The sequence below is a fragment of the Lacticaseibacillus rhamnosus genome, assembly GCF_900636965.1.
Taxonomy (GTDB): domain Bacteria; phylum Bacillota; class Bacilli; order Lactobacillales; family Lactobacillaceae; genus Lacticaseibacillus; species Lacticaseibacillus rhamnosus.
The window spans coordinates 193,563-211,386 of sequence record NZ_LR134331.1; the positions used below are offsets into that span (position 1 = coordinate 193,563).

Genomic DNA, 17,824 nt, shown 5'->3' on the forward strand with positions numbered 1-17,824 from the left:
GGCGCTTCTTTTTATTTAACTCAAAACATTTTGATATTAATAAATGTAATGGTATACTCGCCCTATTCAAAAACGGAGGCGAGACACCATGGAAAAGGAAACAGGTTTTTGGCCGGCAATTAAAGACTTTTTCTTTCGTGCCGGTGATTTTAAAGGCGTTAGTTCACGCTCACAGTATTGGTGGGTATTTCTGGCACAGTTCTTACTAGGTATCGTCATTGGCTTTGTATCAGCACTTACAGGCTCTATCTTGACGACAACCACGCATTCTTTTGGCGAAAGCATCATCAAATCAGTGGTCACATTATTATTTATGGTGCCGATGTATCTAAGCTATCCACAACTGAGTTTAACGCTTCGGCGGTTTCGTGATGCTAAGGTCAACCCGTGGTGGTACCTTGTGCTGGTGTTAGTTGCATTGGTCGGGCCACTGTTGACCGTCAGCGGTATGGGCTTGTTGCCAATGATCATTTTGCCGCTTGTTGTGGCCCTCGTAGACCTCATCATTCTGCTGTTCCCTAGTCGTGAGCAGACTGTGAAGCCTTTTCCAGTTCACCCGCATATGGGCAGCACAATTGGCGTAACTTTTGGGGCGGCGGTCAAGGATCTGTTTCTTCGTGGTGGTGACTTCACCGGAAAATCGAGCCGCAGTCAGTACTGGTGGAGCGTCCTGTTTTCAGCATTGATTATTGTACCGGCGTTCTTTTTCCTCATCTTTTCGATCACTGCCGCCCTTCTTGGTAGCGCCGCATTAGGTAAGCTGCAACCGCAAAATATCATCAATACCTTTAATTCATTGGGTATTGGGGCCGTGATTTTGGTGGCAATTATCCTGGCAATCGTCTATGGCTGGTCAATGCTTGCTTTGCCTGTTTTAACGGTTATTTGGCGGCGTTTTAGGGATGCAGGCGTCAGTCCTTGGTGGTTTGTTGCTTTTACCATTGCCTCGAATATCGTTTCGGCAGTTCAAACAAGTGCCCCAAATGTCCCATTAAACCTGGTAACACTCATTCTTCTTATTGCGCAAATCGTCATCCTTGCTTTACCACCTAAAGTTCAAAATGACGAAGCATAAAGTAATCTGTACCACGCAAAAAGTGCAACCTTCCGCAGCGGAGGATTGCACTTTTTAATTTGCGCTTTTAATTGCAGGGTGAATCAATAAATACCCTTTTCGTCTTCATCAACCAGTGGATCATTAAAGTTTTTGTGGAAGTACGTGCTGTCGATAACTTTAAACTTGCCATTCGAAAAGCGCGCAATGATTTCGCCGTATTGAACGATGAGTGGTTCGGTATTGGGAATTTCGATTTTTAGGCGGCCAATAGGCGTTTTGGTAAGGTATTGAAAATTGTCGCCGAAGAAGCCTTTTAGGTCTTTTGTAGTGGTGCCCTGTGAATACGGTAAGAAATGGGTCATTTTTGCCGTTGAAAATGCCGCAAATTCGCCTTTTGGAAATCCTTCCAAAGATGAAGGTTGAGCCATGGTATTCTCCTCCTAAGCTAAGCGTGAGCCGGTGGGCGCGTTCATGTGTGGGGATCCGAAGCGCATGGATCGACTTGGGCATTACATCTCAAGTCTTTCCACACAGGTTTATGCGCCAATGAACACGTGATGTTTGAGCGCGTTATAATGCCCGGAGAGGTTGTTTGGACAACATCGCGAGTTTATGAATTTACTTATCATTATGTTAACACAATAATAGAACAATGGAATGATTGCGTCGCGGCCTGAAAACGCTTAAAATTGAGGCTGGACGTTGATCGGAGGTGAGCATATGGATCAAAGTCTGTTTCAAAATGGTAACTTTCAGCCGTTAGCAAGTCGCATGCGGCCGCAAACGCTTGATGAGTTTGTCGGCCAAACGCACTTGTTAGGAAAAAACAAGGTGTTGAGTAACCTCATCGAACATGATGAGATTAGTTCCATGATTTTCTGGGGTCCGCCTGGGGTTGGTAAAACCACATTGGCGCGAATTATTGCCCGGCGAACGCAGGCACAGTTTGTCACATTTTCTGCCGTCACCAGCGGGATTAAAGAAATCAAGCAGGTGATGAAAGAAGCTGAACAAAATCGTGAATTGGGTCAAAAGACGATTGTGTTTGTGGATGAGATTCACCGGTTTAATAAAGCTCAGCAGGATGCGTTTTTGCCGTATGTTGAGCGGGGCAGCATTATTTTAATCGGTGCCACTACCGAGAATCCATCGTTTGAGGTGAATGCCGCGCTACTTTCACGTACTCGGGTTTTTGTGCTACACGGCTTGACGAGTGCCGAGCTGGTTGATTTATTGCAGCGGGCGCTTAAGGATCCTCGTGGTTATGGGCTGCAGCAAGTCAAAATTAGCAAGAAGTTATTAGCACAGATTGCTGATTTTGCCAATGGCGATGCCCGCATTGCGTTGAATACGCTGGAAATGGCGGTCACCAATGCTGAGACGAAGCATGACGTGGTTTCAGTAACGCAAGCTGATGTTGCTCAGTTGTTGACTAAGAAAGCCTTATTGTATGACAAGAATGGCGAAGAGCACTATAATCTGATATCAGCATTACACAAATCAATGCGCAACTCGGATGTGGATGCAGCTATTTATTGGCTGGCGCGAATGTTAGAAGCTGGTGAAGATCCCTTATACATCGCGCGGCGGCTCGTTCGGTTTGCCAGTGAGGATGTCGGAATGGCGGATTCGCGGGCGTTAGAGATTGCGGTCACGGTTTATCAAGCGTGCCAGTTTATCGGCATGCCCGAGTGCACCGTCCATCTGACGCATGCGGTTACTTACCTCTCACTTGCACCAAAGTCGAATGCGCTTTACACGGCATATGGTGCTGCTAAAAAGGACGCAACTGAAACCTTGGCTGAACCGGTTCCGCTTCAAATACGTAATGGGGTAACGGATTTGATGCAGGATTTAGGTTATGGAAAAGATTACCAATATGCTCACAACACAAAAGATAAACTGACAACTATGCAAACCATGCCGGATAATCTCATCGGCAAAACGTACTATCATCCCACCGACCAAGGCAGTGAAGCTAAGGTTAAAGAGCGGCTTGAACAAATTAAAGCGTGGCATGCACAACACCCAGCCCCTGAATCGCCACAGCCTAAGAAAAAGTCGTGAGTGGGACGCTGCTAGTGGGCGTTAACACTATCGTCAGCTTGTAACAGTTCAATGTGCTGATGCAGAGTTGAATCATCATGCGTTATTCGGCGGCGAGGGTTTCTAAGCGCGCCGGCTCACGCTCATCATAACGCGTTCGCCGGCGCAGGGATCTGCGTGTAAGGACCTTGGTCGCAATGGCCAAAGAGCGGCCATCACGCCCAAGGCCGCTTACACTCCGATCCCTAAGCGCGCCGGCTCACGCTCACTTGTTTAAAATTAGGAGGAATAAAATAATGGCAAAGATTCTCGCAGTCAATGCAGGTAGTTCGACCCTGAAGTGGAAGCTTTTTGATATGCCGGCTGAAGTGCAGTTGGCTGAGGGGTTGGTTGATCGATTGGGCCAGCCGCAATCGAAGGTTAAAATTAAATATGGCGACGGTCAGAAGTACGAGAGCGATACCCCAATTGCCAACTATCAAGAAGCAGTTGCCAGCTTGATGGGTAATATTAAGGCGCTAGGGTTAGTGGAGCATTTGCACGAGATTATCGGGGTCGGCCATCGAGTGGTTGCTGGCGGCGAAATTTTTGCCGAATCGGTTGTTGTTGATGATGAGACGTTGCTGCAGATTCAGAACCTGCGCGACTATGCACCGTTGCATAATCCCGTTGAAGCGGACTATATTTCGGTTTTTCGGAAAATGATGCCTTGGGCGAATGAAGTGGCAGTTTTTGACACGGCTTTCCACCAAACAATGCAACCGGAGAACTTTTTATATAGCATTCCATACGAATATTATGAGCAATATGGTGCGCGGAAGTATGGTGCGCATGGAACAAGTGTCCGTTATGTGAGCGCTCGTGCTGCTGAAATGTTGGGCAAGCCGCTAGAAGATCTACGCATGATTGTCATGCACTTAGGGTCTGGCTCTAGCATCACCGCGGTTCAAGGCGGACAGTCAATTGATACGTCCATGGGCTTTACGCCATTAGCAGGTGTCACCATGGGCACGCGATCAGGTGACATTGATCCGTCATTGGTAGGCTATCTCATGAAGAAGTTGGCGATACCGGATGTTGGCCAAATGATTCATATTCTCAACAACGATTCCGGTCTGCTAGGTATCTCCGGACTCAGCAATGATATGCGTGACTTGGAAGCCGCCGAGGACACCAATACACGCGCTAAGCTGGCACTGGATATTTTTGTGAACCGCGTTGTGAAATACGTTGGCTCTTACGCTGCTTTAATGGATGGCGTCGACGTGCTGGTCTTCACCGCTGGCATTGGCGAAAACGGTGACGAGATCCGTGATAAGATTATGCGGTCGCTTGATTACCTCAGCGCCAAAATCGACAATGATCTGAATTACAAGTCACATGGCGTTGAAGCAGATCTAAGCACGGCAGATTCAACCGTGAAAACGCTGCTGGTACCGACAAATGAAGAACTTATGATTGTGCGTGATGTGATGGCACTGAGCTAAACCTGAATCACAAGCGGTTGCCAGTATAAAAATTGAACATTACCAAGACGCTCCTCCAAAAAAGCGCTAGAGATGAGTTTTATGACTTGTCTCTAGCGCTTTTTTGCATACTTGTTGCAGATACGCTACCCATTTAATTAATGCGCTCAATCGAAAATTCGGATGTGGTTAGCGCGAGCTGCATTAACAATTGCTTCGGGCATCACTTTGTCAGTAGCAATATAGTCAAGCGTATTCATCGGGGCACTCATATACAGTTGGTGTTTACCGACTTTGGTGTGATCGACTAACAACATCACTTGATCAGCGTGAGCAGCGAAAGCTCGTTTGATGTTGGCTTCCTGATCATTAGCATCGGTGGCGCCTGTAGCAATGAGACCGCGGCAAGAAAAAACTGCCAGATCGGCTTGATAATTCTCAATATCACGAGTTGCTTTGTCTCCGCTGATATTCTCCAGCATTTTATTGACAGTTCCGCCTACCAAGCTAACATACCAACCATTGCGCTTGGAGGCTTCAAGCGCAACCAAGATGCCATTTGTGACAATGTAAAGTTCATCAATATCCTTAAGCTCGCGAATAAGGACTAAAGAGGTGGTGCTGGAATCAATAAAGAGACTCATACCACTTTTGATTAATCGGTTTGCGCGTGTGGCTACCACCCGTTTAGCATCCAGATTCAAGGTGACCGAATAATCATATGGAACATCTTTAGGTTCTTCACTTAACGTTACGCCATTTAAAACCCGTCTGATTAAACCACGGTTCTCCATATCCAAGGTGTCACGCCTAACCGTAGCAGGACTGACGAAAAGTTGTTTTGCTAGATCGCTGTATCTAGCGAATTGCTGCGTATTAAGGATCTTTAAAATTTGGTTTTGGCGTTGAAATGAGACCACTAAGAACCCCTTCTTTCTCAAGGTGCATCATTTTATGCAAAATTATAGCACCGATTCGAAAAAAAGTGAAAAATTTTCGATATGGTCGTCAACTATTGTCAAATATTTTCAATCCCCTATACTACGAGATGAAAGCGGTTTACAAACACAAAGGAGGTACATCAACGTGGCACTTATGGGATTGGATCTCGGGACGACCGGTGTTAAGAGTACGATTACCGATAATGAAGGAAATATCCTTTCTGCTGCTTACCGAGAATACGAGACATCGGTTCCCAGAGAAGGCGAATATGAACTAGATCCGAGTGTGGTCTGGTCAGCGACTAAAGAAGTTATTCAAGAGTCAAAGAAGTTCGTGAAAGAAGATGTGCTGGCAGTCAGCGTTTCATCTTTTGGCGAGGCATTTGTAGCAGTTGATGCTCAAGGCCAACCGTTGATGAATACGATGTTGCAGACAGATAGCCGTGGAAAAGACGAGTTGAATGACTTGTTAACGCGGATTTCAGCCGAAGAAATTCGCAATAAAACCGGGTTGAATCCCGCGGTCACTTTCGCGGTACCTAAGATTATGTGGATCAAGAAGCATCGACCGGAGATCTATCAAAAAATTCATCGTATCCTGCTTTATGGGGCTTATATTCTTTACAAACTTGGCAATGTTGATGCCATTGACTACACGTTAGCTGATCGTTCACTTGCATTTAATGTTTCTACCAACGACTGGGATTCAGATATATTGGCTGCTGCCGGCATTGACCGTCAACTATTACCTAAGTGTTACCGGCTTGGTACTGTCGTTGGAACGATCAAACCAGAATTAGCTTCTGAGTTGGGTGTTAATCCCGACATGAAGTTGGTGACCGGCGCGCATGACCAAATCTGCGTTTCAATCGGTGCCGGAACCATTGATGTTGGGGATGCCACGGATGGTATGGGATCGGTTGACAATATCTCGCCAATCTTTACCGACACTAGTCATCTCAAAGAAAATGCCAAGAAAAATTATCCGACCGTTCCTTATCTGGATAACAAATATACCACGATAGCTTATATGTACGATGGTGGAACATCCCTCAAGTGGTATCGCGATACTTTTGGCTTTGAAGAAGTTCAAGCAGCACAGTTATCCGGCGTGAGTGTCTATGACATCTTTGATAAGTACGTTCCGCAAAAGCCGACAAATTTGCTGATACTGCCGCACTTTTCCGGCGCTGCAGTTCCTTATTTCGATGAGGATGCACGCGGTATGATTCTCGGACTCTCAGGAGCTACCCGCAAGCCTGATATTTATCGGGCATTGATGGAAGGGGTGGCCTTTGAAATGCGAATGAATCTGGACAATATGGAAGCTGGTGGCATGCATGTCAACAAGTTGCGGGCGACCGGTGGGGGTTCACGATCTGATACCTGGCTCCAGATTAAAGCTGATGTCTTCAATCGAGAAGTTGATCGCGTTCATATGAAAGAATCCGGAACGATGGGCGTCATCATCATGGCCGGTGTTGCGGTTGGCTTATTCGATTCTTTTGAGTCTGCCATGAAGAAGCTGGTCACGATTGATAAGGTTTTCAAGCCAATTCCGGAAAACGTGGCGTTCTATAATCGTCAATATAAGAAATATCGTGAGTTATATGCATTTGGTAAAAAGTTACGGAGCTTATAGGAGGGTAAATCATGGTTTTAGTTAATACAAAAGAAATGATTAAAAAGGCTAAGGAAGGCCATTATGCAGTTGGTTCATTTAACGTGACGGACATTGAAATGATTCGCGGAATCGTTGGTGCAGCGGAGAAGGAAAACTCACCGGTGATTATCCAGTTTGCTGAATTACATGATAAGTATGTACCACTGGATGTGATTGCTCCGGTTATGCTAAATGTTGCGCGCAAGGCTTCAGTTCCCGTTGCAGTTCATTTTGATCACGGGGAAACCTTTGATAACATCATGCGAGCCATTCGATTAGGCTTCACTTCGGTTATGGTTGACGCGTCACAGGAAAATTTTGCTGATAATCTGGCCCAAACTAAAGAAATTGTCAAAATTTGCAAGCCTCTGAACATTTCGGTTGAAGCCGAGCTTGGACCAATGAATCGTGAAGGCAGTGGCGATAAGAAAGTTGATTATGCCGATCTAAATAAGACGTATACGAACCCTCAAGAAGCCAAGCAATTCATTGAAGAGTCCGGCATTGATATGTTGGCGGTTGCATATGGAACGGTTCATGGGGTTTATACCCAGAAGCCGCACTTAAGTTTCAGTCGGTTAAAGGAAATTTCTGATTTGGTTGACTTCCCACTCGTCGTTCACGGCGCTTCTGGATTGACAGATGAAGAATATCGTAAGTCGGTTGAAAATGGTATTTGCAAGATCAATTACTATTCGGAAATGGTTCATCGAGTTGCGTTGGGTGTTCAAAAGAAATTAGAACAAGATGATAGTGATAAACAACTATTTATTTCGGACGCTAGCATTTGGGAAACCGAAATGGTCGAAGAAGAAATTCGCGGGCGACTACGGGTCTTCGGTTCGGCAGGTAAGGCTTAAGCAATTCGGAAAACAGGCGGATAGGGGACTGTCCGTCTGTTTTCAAGGAAGAAATGAGAGCGCTTCAGTTTAGAGAATAGACGGCGCTCAACATATAAGGAGGCTTTTTTTATGAAATTTCTGGTTGATATGCTCAGCCAGCCTTCCATCATTGCCGGAATTGTTGTCTTGGTGGGCTTGATAGCATTACGTAAACCGTTTACCGAAGTCATTGGCGGAACCGTTCGAGCATTTATCGGTTTTGTCGTCATGCTTGCAGGTACCAATATTATTGTCGGTGCGCTGAATAACTTTGCTAAGTTATTTACCAAGGCCTTCAACATGCATGGCATGATTCCCAGTAACGAAGCGGCAATCGGAGTGACAGTTGCTAAATACGGAACAGTTGCAACTTTTATCTTTGTCTTTGGACTTGTATTGAACATTGTGTTGGCGCGTATTACGAAGTTTAAGTATATTTTCTTATCAAGTGACCATGCGTTTTACATGGCATGTTGTTTAACGCCGATTATGATCTTAGGCGGCTTAAATACGGTTGAAGCTATCGTCTTTGGTTCCATGACTTTAGGTGTCATTCTCTGCGTCTTCCCAGCCATCGCCCATCCAACGATGAAAATTATTACTGGACGTGACGACATGAGCTTTGCCCATTTCGGCACATTGGAATACTGGCTATCGGCAAAGATCGGATCACTTGTCAATAAGAATAAGAAATCGAAATCGATTGAAGATATTAATTTCCCGAAGTCATTAGCATTTTTACAAGATAGCAATGTTTCCGTTACGATTGTGATGACCATCTTGTTCTTCGTGGTGACGGCAGTGGCCGGGCCGGCGTATGTTGGTAAGCTAACTGACTTGAATCCATACGTTTGGGCGCTCTTGCAAGCTGCTCAGTTTACCGCGGGCATTATCGTCTTAGTCCAAGGCGTTAATATGTTATTAGCTGAGATCACACCGGCTTTCAAAGGGTTCAGCGAAAAGATTGTTCCAAGCGCCGTACCCGGTTACCCATTTGCCATTCTGTTTAAGGGCACATCCAACGCATTACTGGCTGGTTTCTTGGTAAGCTTACTCGGTGGTTTACTTTCTATGGGGGTTCAAATCATAATCGGGACAACCATTGTTATTCCGGGGATTGTGATGCACTTCTTCTGTGGCGGTATCGCGGCAATCTTTGGCAATGCTACGGGTGGTCGCAAAGGCGCGCTGATTGGACCGTTTATCGGTGGGATTATTCTAAGCTTTTTGCCTTTGGTCGCCACTGGCCTTTATGGGGGGTTGGGTTACACTGCAACTTATTGGTCTGATAGTGATTTCAATACAATCGGGGTGTTACTTGGACTTGTTGCTAAAGTTGGTAAGTGGCCGATTATGCTGGCTGCATTGATTATCTTTGCCTTCCCATTTGTCTTTAGTGCTTTACACAAGAAAAAACTGGTTGATTAATAGCAATTTTTGAATTAATAGCGCTGATATATAAAAAGTCGATCTCATGAAGAGTGGCCGCATGGCAAACGCGACTGCTTTTCAGGATCGACTTTTTATGTACTGCGTAGCGATCTGAGTTTTCTAATGCGCAGATTTTCAGAAGTTATTCGGCGTTAATCCCTTGGTCAGAGTCCACCATGACGCCCTTCGTTTCATCAAACACGCAAATGTTGCCATAGTTTTCCTTAAATCCCATGTGATTGCCCCCATCAATGAAATAACGCGGCGATTCATGGGGGTACTGAATGACTTTAACCGGACATTTCGGATAGTTTCCAGTTAAGGGAGTTTCGGGAACTGGCGGTTTCACATCGCCGGCATAGTCACCGTAGATTAAGGCAGTTGGTGTATGTCCGGTAACAATGGTTTTGTTAAGCGGATTGTGCGCAAAGATGGGATGCTGACGCGTTTGGGTTTGCTGCATGTCATAAATATAAGGCTCCCGGACCCACATGCGGTTAAACGGTGTGGTCTCTTTTAAAGGGTTCTCTAAGGATAGATCTAATCCGGCGTGAATCAGTAAAAGCTTGTCAAACGTCACCGCTGTGGGCATTTCAGCAATGAATGTAATCAGAGGCGCGATATGTTGCTGCACCGCTTGCCGTAAATTGGACTTTTGCGCGTTGGCGGGGACAAAATCCTTGATCATTTGGCGCAACGTTACTTTACCGCCATTGATGAACCAAGGATTATCTTTGTCCGCCAAATAATCCAGCAACATCTGATCGTGATTGCCCCGAACTGCAATTGCCTGACTATTTTGGACCTGTTCGTAAATCTGACTCAAAACGCGGCCGCCATACGGATAGCCGTCGATGTAGTCCCCGAGATAGACGGTGAGTGCATGGGGATACTTGGCTTGCATCAAGCGAACACGATCCATTGTTTTTAAATTGCCATGAATATCGGATACAACAATCATGGTCATCGCTTTTGCCTCCTCACGTCTTTGTCGTCACCTTTTTTGCTGCCGGCTGTGGTTTTATTTAACATGCTAGTTCATACACTTATAAATAACGGTTACGTCTAGTTTACTTTATTTTTGCCTGATTGTGCGATATTAATAAGAGGTTAGGGGTGAAAAGATGGATAAACGGTTAATTGTCATGCACAACTTGAGTCAGCACTACGGCAAACAGTATTGGTGGCAGCAAAACTCACTGGAAGATTGGTTGATGATGATCCTGATCCAGCGCACCAGTTCTAAGAATGTCGCGCAGGCGGTGCATAATTTGCGGCCTTACATGCAGGTTGATCGCTTGCTGGCGTTATCACAACCGGAACTGGAAACACTTGTGCGACCGGCCGGATTTTACCGCCAAAAAGCTCAGCGCATTCATGATCTATTGGTGTGGTTTGTGGCTCAAGGCGGCAGTTTTGATAAGATTGCCGAAAAGCCGACAGCCGAACTGCGCAAGACTTTACTGGCATTAAACGGTATCGGCAATGAAACGGCCGATGTCATGTTGATGTACACCTTTGGCAAGAAAACGTTTGTCGCGGATACTTATGCGATGCGCTTATTCAATCGCTTAGGTTTCGGACCCTATAAAAATTACGCTAAAATGCAGGCCGATTTTACCCCATTGTTGGCAGGCATCAGTTTAGATGATGCGCGGGAATGGCACGCTCTTATCGATGAACATGGAAAAACGCAGGTACGGCATGCCTATGATGATCATTTCTTGCTTCAGCCCAACTTGCCTGAAGCAGCTTGGCCACCGGAAGCAAAACAAATTGAGCCCCCGCATGACGATCCTGGCAGCGGCAAATGGCGCCGAATGTCAGAGCAGTCTGACAAGTAGGCAAGCCGCCAATTTTACTGAATAATGTCCCGGTTAGGATCGCGCCAGTTAATGACAATAACGAGGAGCATGATGATGACGACCATGATGAAAACACCGTGGAGGCCAGTGAGAATGGCGGCGGCAGCATGAGGATCGTGGACGGTGGTTGCTGAGTTGGCGCTGATCGCTGCATTGACGGCTTTAAAGGAAGTGCCATGCAGATTAGCCCGGATCACAAGCGTTAACACGGCCCCATAAACCCCCGTCATAATCGTTTGTCCCAACGATCGCCCTAGAGTCAAGATGCTAGTTGCCGAGCCGACATAGCGGTCAGGAACCAAGTGTTGGCTAAGCACCGTGTTCATACTAATGACAATCCCCATCACCGTTCCGTTAATCATCGCAATGACATAAAAAGCCCAAACTGGGAATGAGGACGAAGCAAATGTGAGCAGTAGGTAGGCTAACGTCAGAATTGTGACCAGGGCCAGTGTCAAAGTACGTGGCACCATCCGCTTAATCAAAGGGCCAACTAAAAACGACGAGGTTAACCATAATACGGAACTAGAAGTCACAACCAAGCCTGCAGCGGTGGCCCCTAAATGATAAAGCGACTGTAACCAGATAGGAAAATAAACCTGATAACCGATTAAGACGCCACTAAGCAGCAAAGCCGTTAAGATTTGGACGGTAAAGGTGAACCGATGAAACATCTGCGGCGCGATCAAAGGGTCAACAGCGCGGTGTTCTTGGCGAATTAACAGGTAACCGCCGACAATGGCAAGAACGATTAAAAGTGCGGCTAACCACGGCTGCTGATCAAGTGCCTGAATGCCTAAAAGCAAGGCAACCAAGGTGACAGCCAACCAAGTGATCCCAAGCCAATCAATCGTAAGCGACACATGTTCCCGCCGCGGTTCCCGATAGCCGATTTGAATTAAGCCAAAGACCAGAATTCCCAGCGGCACATTCACAAAGAACACCCAATGCCATGACAACTGATCCACCAGGAAACCGCCGATCAAAGGGCCAACCAAGGCGGAAAGTCCCCAAGCCGTATTGTTAAGTGCCAGCACATTCGCGCGGTGGGCAAAATCGTAATAGTCCGCAATGATGGTAAAAGTTAATGGCATCACCGCACCAGCGCCAATACCTTGCAACGCGCGCGCTAAAATGAGCAGTAAAATATGCGGCGCTAGGCCACTGAGCAGCGTGCCAAGCGTAAACAGCACCACACCCCACTGAAAAACGCCACGGCGCCCAAGCGTATCAGCCAACTTGCCATAAATTGGGGTTGTAATGGCAGTTGTGAGTAAGTAAGCACTCATGATCCAGCTTTGATAAGCCAGCCCATGCAAATCACTAATAATCGCGGGTAATGCCGTCGTAACAATGGTGACTTCGACCGAGGTCATGAAAGTCGCAATAAAAACCGCCGCCATAACGAGGCCGCGGCCTTGAGGTTTTGTCGATGTAGACATGTGGCCAACCATCTCCTTAATAGCTCTATTGTAACAATTAAGGTCAAGAGTTTTGAATGGTTATAAGGCCACAAATAGCTTTATTAAAGATATGCAACGCGATGTTTAAAGATGAACAGTAAAGTCACAAATAAGATGATTAGCAAAAACAGATTCGTACCAAGATTGATTAAAACGAACAATGGCGGCTGGTTAAGACCGGTCGTGATCAAGTACGGGCGATTTGCAGCCACAGTTAAAATCAAGAAACTTAAATAAAGTAGCAAGCCCCACGTTTCATTAAACACCGTTGTAAGACAAAAGAAGATGATGGTACCGGTGATGATGCTAACTAGTGGATGGTGAAAAACTATAAAAGTACTTTCATGATAGGCTTTGACAATAGTTAAGTGTATAATAAGTGTAAGCCTTATTTGCCCGAAATGCCTATGCTTTGGGATTTACCCTTGCACTTATCGCTGACCTATCGGAGGAATTGATCATGGTTTATCGTCAAAAAGCAACGCAACTATCACTTGAATCCTTTGGAAGCGCTCTGGGAACACCGCTCAGCCCGGACAACGAGTGGGTTCAATATGCAGAATTGATCCCATGGGCCAAACTTGAAGAGGCATACCAATTACAGTTCCCTTCAAAAACCGGCCGAGCAGCGAAGCCATTTCGATTGCTTTATGGCGCAACGTTGATCCAGTTGAAGAAAGGCCTGACCGACCGCCAAGTTGTCGACGATATCCGTGATACACCAGCCTATCAGTACTTCATCGGATTACCCGAATATCGCGCTAAGAAGCCATTTGAACACACAACGTTGGTGCACTTTCGCCAACGGCTTTCAGCCATCTCAGATTTGATCCGCAACATTACTAATGACTTCACGCGCGAGCGGTTGGAGGCCGATCTACCTGAGGGGACACATGTTTTGATTAGTGATGCGACTGCCGTTCCGGTCAAGATCAAGTATCCCCAAGATACAACGCTGCTTAACCAGAGTCGTTTGAATCTCGAACAAATGGTCACAGATCTGGCCCACGGGTTAGGTGTGGAAATTCCGCGGACGTACAGACGTGAAGCAAAAGGTAAGTGGACCGCTTTTTCGAGGAAACCGCGGCGTCAAAACAAGGAACGCCGCAAACAGCTTCAGGCTCAGCTACAATACATCCGAAGAGATCTGCGATATGTGGCGGAACTGCTTGCGCAAGGCGGTCAGCTCACTGATTGGCAAGCACAGCGTCTGGAAGTGATTAAACAAGTCTATGAGCAGCAGCTCTTCATGTTTGAGAACCACACTCACCATGTCGAGAATCGCATCGTTAGCCTTCAACAGCCGTATATCCGGCCAATCGTGCGAGGTAAGGCAAAGCAGTCCGTTGAGTTTGGCGCCAAGATTGACTGTTCCATGTTGGATGGCGTGATTGATGTAGAGCGTTTCGACTTCAATTCATTTAACGAAAGCACTGATCTTGAAGTAACGCTTGACCATGCTTTTGACCTAGTGGGTGAATATCCGGATGAGGTGCTGGTCGATACTCTCTATCGCACGCGAGATAACATCAATCTGTGTAAGAAGCTAGGCATTAAACTTAATGGGCCAAAGCTGGGTCGAAAGCCCAAACATGTGGATCCGAAACAGCGCAAAGCCGATGTCAGTGCGGAAAACCGTCGCGGTGCCATTGAGCGCAAGTTTGCCTTCTTGAAAGGTTCACTTGGGCTTGACTTAGTGAACACCAGAACGGCTGAGTCCTTGGTGGTAACGGTGGATAGCGCGATTGCATTGGCAAATATCGACCTCCTCCTTAAGCTTTTTTCTGTACCAATTTCTATTGTGGTCGAACAGGGTGGCCTGCATTATCAAATCAACTATAAAGTGACTGAAATTCGGCCAGAAACCGCAGCCTAAATCACCAGGCACTAACTAGCCAAGCGATGCCACTCAGCCAATCAAAGGATGGATGGCAGAGAAGGACAGGTAAGAAGCCAAAACTAAATGTGGTAAGCAGACAGATAATGGTTATTGTTGCGTAACTGGCAAGGGTATAATCCAACTTTTTTGATAAACGTACGTCAACCATGATCGAAATGAAGTTGCACAATTGATCAATGGTCGAAAATAACCAAATGGGTGGTAAAAGGTAAACTAAAAGCCAAGGTAAATGCGCCATCAGCCAATGAATCAGATGCTGGTCAGCATGATAGCTTTGGAAACTGAATGCATCAGAAGAACCGAAAATAACCAAAAGTAGTTGTAATGGCATAAAAGTGACCAAAATGATGACAGAAATAAAGGAATGTTGTAAGAAGATCATTCTGGTTTGAGCTGCTATAAGTCTTGTCACTGCGCACCTTCTTTTCTAAATACGACATGCTAATAAATCTCAATTTTTTGAACTAACTCGGCATTTAAGTAGTTAAAGGCAAAGATGAGCAGCAAACAGCTGACCGTTGTGACGACAAAGTTACCTTTAAACCAACTCTGGGCAATGAATAGGTTGTAAGCATTGTTAAGATGCGGGCTTGCAAACATTCTGGCAAAACAAACCGTAAAAATAAGCGCCAGACAAATCAAAAGCGGCAGTATATTGGCTTTGGGTAGCAAGTAAGTCAACGTGAAAAAGACACTTCCCATGAGGCATCCGTTAAGTGCAAACAAACAAGCGTCAATCAGCAGTGAAGGGACGACAAGATGCTGAATAAAACTGCCAATAATGATCCAGTAAATGAACGAAGAAGTCCAAGCGTGGACCAACACGGTGAATAGGTTGCGCCTAAAAATGGTCATCCGATCATGTACGCGAACAAGTAAAAAGGCGTCGTGACGCTGTTTGCACAAGAACAGCCCGATTATGACGACCATAAGATAAAAGGATTCAACGTTGGGCTTAACATGAGTGAAAAGCGAGAGTTCGTACCCGACCGATTTTTCGCCAAATATAAGGGCCATGATTGAAAGGCTGAAAGCAAGCTGAATATAAACAAAAAGCTTGAGGTTACGTTTACTTGATGTCATCAGTTTGCACCACCCGCCAATAAAGAATGGCGATTAAACCGGTCGTCAAGAATAGATTGACCGCCATTAACCAAGGCGTTATTACGTTGTATCCTTGAGAAGGAATGAGAAAAATAGCCGGTGAAATTTCTGCTAAGCCAACCAACGGGCCTATGAGCCATTCACTAAGGAAAACGATAAAGACAAGCAGAATGGCGATAGATCTGCGGTTAGTTAACTTGAAAATAAGAAATGTGGTCGTTGCCATCATGCCGGAGAAAGCAAAAAATAATCCGAGATAGCCTAATAAGAATTGCAAAGGACTATGAATAAAAGAAGCAAAGTAAGTTGTTCCTGGGCTGATTACCTGACCAGAAACAGTGAATGGATCAATGATGACACCTTGTTCACGGGTTAGCGCGATCAAAGCATCGAGTACAAGTGGTAAAGTAAGCGCGCCACCGCCAACTAAGAAGGTAACCAACATGTTGACAAGGGTATATTTAGTTTTACCAAGCTTGGTTATTTCAAAAAAATAACTGTGGTGAGCGCGGCTGTCTGATAACACGAAAGAACCAATTAAACTAGCGACAAGGGGAAAGACTAAGTAATAAAGACTAGATAATGACGAAAAGTCAAAACCGATCATGATTTGATAGGCAGTCGGAGCAGTATTCCAAGAACCGCGAGAAATGGTAGTGGTCAGCTGGTGGTAAATGGCAATCAGTCCGGCTATAAGGAGCCATAGCGTGACCATCCGATTGTCCAGGAGCCGCAATAACTGAGTTTTGAAATAAGCTTTAGTCAAATATCATCACCTCCAGTAAGGTTATTTAGTTAATAAAAAAGTATGTCGGGTTCTTCCCGGTAAATCGGGGTTATCAACAGATAAACGTAAGCTGTGACTGTTGAAGGCGCCGGATAACTTTTTGGAGAGGCAAAAAACATAGCGATAACTAGAGGCATAGCGGCGAGTGCCAAAAGGTGATACTTCGTAAATGTTGTTATTATCGACATTTAAGGTAATATGCTCGCTTGACCGATAGCTTGAGACTGCCTTAACGACAATGAATTGTTTTGTTTGATCATCCTTTAGTATTCGTTGTTCTTGCTGATTGAAGACTTTGGCAAGGTCGGTAGTCATCTCAACATGGGTGATGCGGAAGGGATGCTTGCGATATAACAGCGCTGTTTGCCCTAATTTGATATTTTTCTCCTGATAACAGTACTGGTTAGTGTTTAGATTCTTTACACTTGCCCCGATGATAGTAACGATCATCACCGCTAGAATGAGCATGAGGCAATATTTGGTTTGCTTAAGCATCTCGCAACGCTCCTTTGACCATGCCGTTTTCGATGTGAATGACCTGTTGACCAGGGACCTGGATTTCTTGATGACTGTGTGTGGCGATGATAATCGTGGTGCCTTTTTGTCGTTGCACTTCAATAAGACTGTTCAGACGGACTAGCCCATCAGTATCTAAAGCATTCGTCGGCTCATCGAGTAATACAACTTCCTGATTTTCCATAAATGCTTGCACAATCGCTAATCGCTGACGCATGCCGAGCGAATATTTGGTGACCTTTTGGTGTTGATAGGCAGTCATTCCCATCTGTGACAGATAATGCTGTATCTGTTCCGGGTCAGGAGCACCATTAATTGAAGCTAAGAATTTGAGATTCTGGAAACCGGTATAAGTGTTAATGAAGTCCGGGGTTTCGATGATGACGCCCATCGTGACAGGCAGCTGCTTGCCGAAACTGATTTTCCTTTGATCCACTGTGATGCTGCCTTGATCCGGTTTAACGAGACCACAAATGGTACGTAAGATCATCGTTTTTCCCGAACCGTTGGGACCTTTTAGAATCGTAACGGTACCTTTTTCGATGTTAAAAGACATATGATTCAACACCGTGACGCCTTTGATTTTCTTTGAAACGTCATTAACTTGAATGTACATGTGACTCTCCATTCTGTTGATATTTAGGCAAAAAAGCCATAAAAAGTAGTTTATCGCAGTCTGTGACGATGATGACCTGAGTATCGGA

At 45.5% G+C, this 17,824-nt stretch carries 17 protein-coding genes; 8 read left to right on the forward strand and 9 right to left on the reverse strand.

The window, feature by feature from the left end:
- The first annotated feature begins 88 nt into the window (after positions 1 to 88).
- Positions 89 to 1,075 (forward strand): DUF805 domain-containing protein, encoded by a 987-nt coding sequence (locus tag EL173_RS00930; protein ID WP_005690141.1) that lies wholly within the window; start codon positions 89 to 91, stop codon positions 1,073 to 1,075.
- An 83-nt stretch (positions 1,076 to 1,158) separates the two neighbouring features.
- Here EL173_RS00930 and EL173_RS00935 read toward each other — a convergent pair whose 3' ends face one another.
- On the reverse strand, positions 1,159 to 1,485 hold the full coding sequence (locus tag EL173_RS00935; protein ID WP_005690140.1) for a hypothetical protein: 327 nt from the start codon (positions 1,483 to 1,485) through the stop codon (positions 1,159 to 1,161).
- Between the two features lie 292 nt (positions 1,486 to 1,777).
- Here EL173_RS00935 and EL173_RS00940 point away from each other — a divergent pair, with 292 nt between their 5' ends.
- Together EL173_RS00940 and EL173_RS00945 are read left to right on the forward strand one after the other, a co-directional pair.
- Positions 1,778 to 3,124, forward strand: coding sequence for a replication-associated recombination protein A (locus EL173_RS00940; protein WP_005690138.1), 1,347 nt, complete (start codon positions 1,778 to 1,780; stop codon positions 3,122 to 3,124).
- A gap of 275 nt (positions 3,125 to 3,399) precedes the next feature.
- Positions 3,400 to 4,590 (forward strand): acetate kinase, encoded by a 1,191-nt coding sequence (locus EL173_RS00945; RefSeq protein WP_005690136.1) that lies wholly within the window; start codon positions 3,400 to 3,402, stop codon positions 4,588 to 4,590.
- A gap of 146 nt (positions 4,591 to 4,736) precedes the next feature.
- Here EL173_RS00945 and EL173_RS00950 read toward each other — a convergent pair whose 3' ends face one another.
- A complete protein-coding gene (locus EL173_RS00950) occupies positions 4,737 to 5,489 on the reverse strand; it encodes a DeoR/GlpR family DNA-binding transcription regulator (RefSeq protein WP_005688035.1) in 753 nt (250 codons plus the stop codon).
- Between the two features lie 166 nt (positions 5,490 to 5,655).
- Here EL173_RS00950 and EL173_RS00955 point away from each other — a divergent pair, with 166 nt between their 5' ends.
- The 3 genes from EL173_RS00955 to EL173_RS00965 all read left to right on the forward strand — a co-directional run bounded on the left by EL173_RS00955 (position 5,656) and on the right by EL173_RS00965 (position 9,482).
- Entirely contained in the window at positions 5,656 to 7,152 is a 1,497-nt protein-coding gene (locus EL173_RS00955; RefSeq protein WP_014571045.1) for an FGGY-family carbohydrate kinase, read from the forward strand.
- Between the two features lie 11 nt (positions 7,153 to 7,163).
- A complete protein-coding gene (locus tag EL173_RS00960; protein WP_005688039.1) occupies positions 7,164 to 8,033 on the forward strand; it encodes a class II fructose-bisphosphate aldolase in 870 nt (289 codons plus the stop codon).
- 111 nt (positions 8,034 to 8,144) lie between these two features.
- Positions 8,145 to 9,482 carry a PTS ascorbate transporter subunit IIC gene (locus EL173_RS00965; protein WP_005690131.1) on the forward strand — a complete coding sequence of 446 codons (1,338 nt, stop codon included), beginning with the start codon at positions 8,145 to 8,147 and terminating at the stop codon, positions 9,480 to 9,482.
- A gap of 145 nt (positions 9,483 to 9,627) precedes the next feature.
- Here the strand turns inward: EL173_RS00965 and EL173_RS00970 are convergent, their stop codons facing one another.
- The gene (locus EL173_RS00970; protein WP_005690129.1) at positions 9,628 to 10,452 is read right to left on the reverse strand and encodes a metallophosphoesterase family protein; all 825 of its coding nucleotides are present in this window, start codon (positions 10,450 to 10,452) and stop codon (positions 9,628 to 9,630) included.
- A gap of 157 nt (positions 10,453 to 10,609) precedes the next feature.
- On the opposite strand from EL173_RS00970, the gene EL173_RS00975 reads away from it, so the two are divergent.
- On the forward strand, positions 10,610 to 11,329 hold the full coding sequence (locus EL173_RS00975; RefSeq protein ID WP_005690126.1) for an endonuclease III domain-containing protein: 720 nt from the start codon (positions 10,610 to 10,612) through the stop codon (positions 11,327 to 11,329).
- Between the two features lie 14 nt (positions 11,330 to 11,343).
- Here the strand turns inward: EL173_RS00975 and EL173_RS00980 are convergent, their stop codons facing one another.
- On the reverse strand, positions 11,344 to 12,792 hold the full coding sequence (locus tag EL173_RS00980; protein ID WP_014571046.1) for an MFS transporter: 1,449 nt from the start codon (positions 12,790 to 12,792) through the stop codon (positions 11,344 to 11,346).
- A gap of 481 nt (positions 12,793 to 13,273) precedes the next feature.
- Here EL173_RS00980 and EL173_RS00990 point away from each other — a divergent pair, with 481 nt between their 5' ends.
- Entirely contained in the window at positions 13,274 to 14,689 is a 1,416-nt protein-coding gene (locus EL173_RS00990) for an IS5-like element ISLrh2 family transposase (RefSeq protein ID WP_019728464.1), read from the forward strand.
- Between the two features lies 1 nt (position 14,690).
- On the opposite strand, the gene EL173_RS00995 is transcribed toward EL173_RS00990, so the two are convergent.
- From EL173_RS00995 to EL173_RS01015, 5 genes are read right to left on the reverse strand one after another with little or no spacing between them, the layout of a single operon-like run.
- Positions 14,691 to 15,125, reverse strand: a complete 435-nt coding sequence (locus EL173_RS00995; protein ID WP_223390874.1) for a hypothetical protein — start codon at positions 15,123 to 15,125, stop codon at positions 14,691 to 14,693.
- Positions 15,126 to 15,154: 29 nt separating this feature from the next.
- The gene (locus tag EL173_RS01000) at positions 15,155 to 15,796 is read right to left on the reverse strand and encodes a hypothetical protein (protein ID WP_005690120.1); all 642 of its coding nucleotides are present in this window, start codon (positions 15,794 to 15,796) and stop codon (positions 15,155 to 15,157) included.
- A complete protein-coding gene (locus tag EL173_RS01005) occupies positions 15,783 to 16,583 on the reverse strand; it encodes a hypothetical protein (RefSeq protein WP_015764207.1) in 801 nt (266 codons plus the stop codon). Before EL173_RS01005 ends, EL173_RS01000 begins: the two co-directional genes overlap by 14 nt.
- Before the next feature lie 21 nt (positions 16,584 to 16,604).
- On the reverse strand, positions 16,605 to 17,099 hold the full coding sequence (locus EL173_RS01010; protein ID WP_005690114.1) for a hypothetical protein: 495 nt from the start codon (positions 17,097 to 17,099) through the stop codon (positions 16,605 to 16,607).
- Positions 17,092 to 17,736, reverse strand: a complete 645-nt coding sequence (locus EL173_RS01015) for an ATP-binding cassette domain-containing protein (protein WP_014571050.1) — start codon at positions 17,734 to 17,736, stop codon at positions 17,092 to 17,094. The genes EL173_RS01010 and EL173_RS01015 overlap by 8 nt, the downstream gene beginning before the upstream one ends.
- Between the last annotated feature and the right edge of the window lie 88 nt (positions 17,737 to 17,824).

Coding starts and splice junctions, on each gene's coding strand:
- EL173_RS00930 (WP_005690141.1), top strand. CDS start 89: ATGGAAAAGGAAACAGGTTTTTGGCCGGCAATTAAAGACTTTTTCTTT.
- EL173_RS00935 (WP_005690140.1), bottom strand. CDS start 1,485: ATGGCTCAACCTTCATCTTTGGAAGGATTTCCAAAAGGCGAATTTGCG.
- EL173_RS00940 (WP_005690138.1), top strand. CDS start 1,778: ATGGATCAAAGTCTGTTTCAAAATGGTAACTTTCAGCCGTTAGCAAGT.
- EL173_RS00945 (WP_005690136.1), top strand. CDS start 3,400: ATGGCAAAGATTCTCGCAGTCAATGCAGGTAGTTCGACCCTGAAGTGG.
- EL173_RS00960 (WP_005688039.1), top strand. CDS start 7,164: ATGGTTTTAGTTAATACAAAAGAAATGATTAAAAAGGCTAAGGAAGGC.
- EL173_RS00965 (WP_005690131.1), top strand. CDS start 8,145: ATGAAATTTCTGGTTGATATGCTCAGCCAGCCTTCCATCATTGCCGGA.
- EL173_RS00970 (WP_005690129.1), bottom strand. CDS start 10,452: ATGACCATGATTGTTGTATCCGATATTCATGGCAATTTAAAAACAATG.
- EL173_RS00975 (WP_005690126.1), top strand. CDS start 10,610: ATGGATAAACGGTTAATTGTCATGCACAACTTGAGTCAGCACTACGGC.
- EL173_RS00980 (WP_014571046.1), bottom strand. CDS start 12,792: ATGTCTACATCGACAAAACCTCAAGGCCGCGGCCTCGTTATGGCGGCG.
- EL173_RS00990 (WP_019728464.1), top strand. CDS start 13,274: ATGGTTTATCGTCAAAAAGCAACGCAACTATCACTTGAATCCTTTGGA.
- EL173_RS01000 (WP_005690120.1), bottom strand. CDS start 15,796: ATGACATCAAGTAAACGTAACCTCAAGCTTTTTGTTTATATTCAGCTT.
- EL173_RS01010 (WP_005690114.1), bottom strand. CDS start 17,099: ATGCTTAAGCAAACCAAATATTGCCTCATGCTCATTCTAGCGGTGATG.
- EL173_RS01015 (WP_014571050.1), bottom strand. CDS start 17,736: ATGTACATTCAAGTTAATGACGTTTCAAAGAAAATCAAAGGCGTCACG.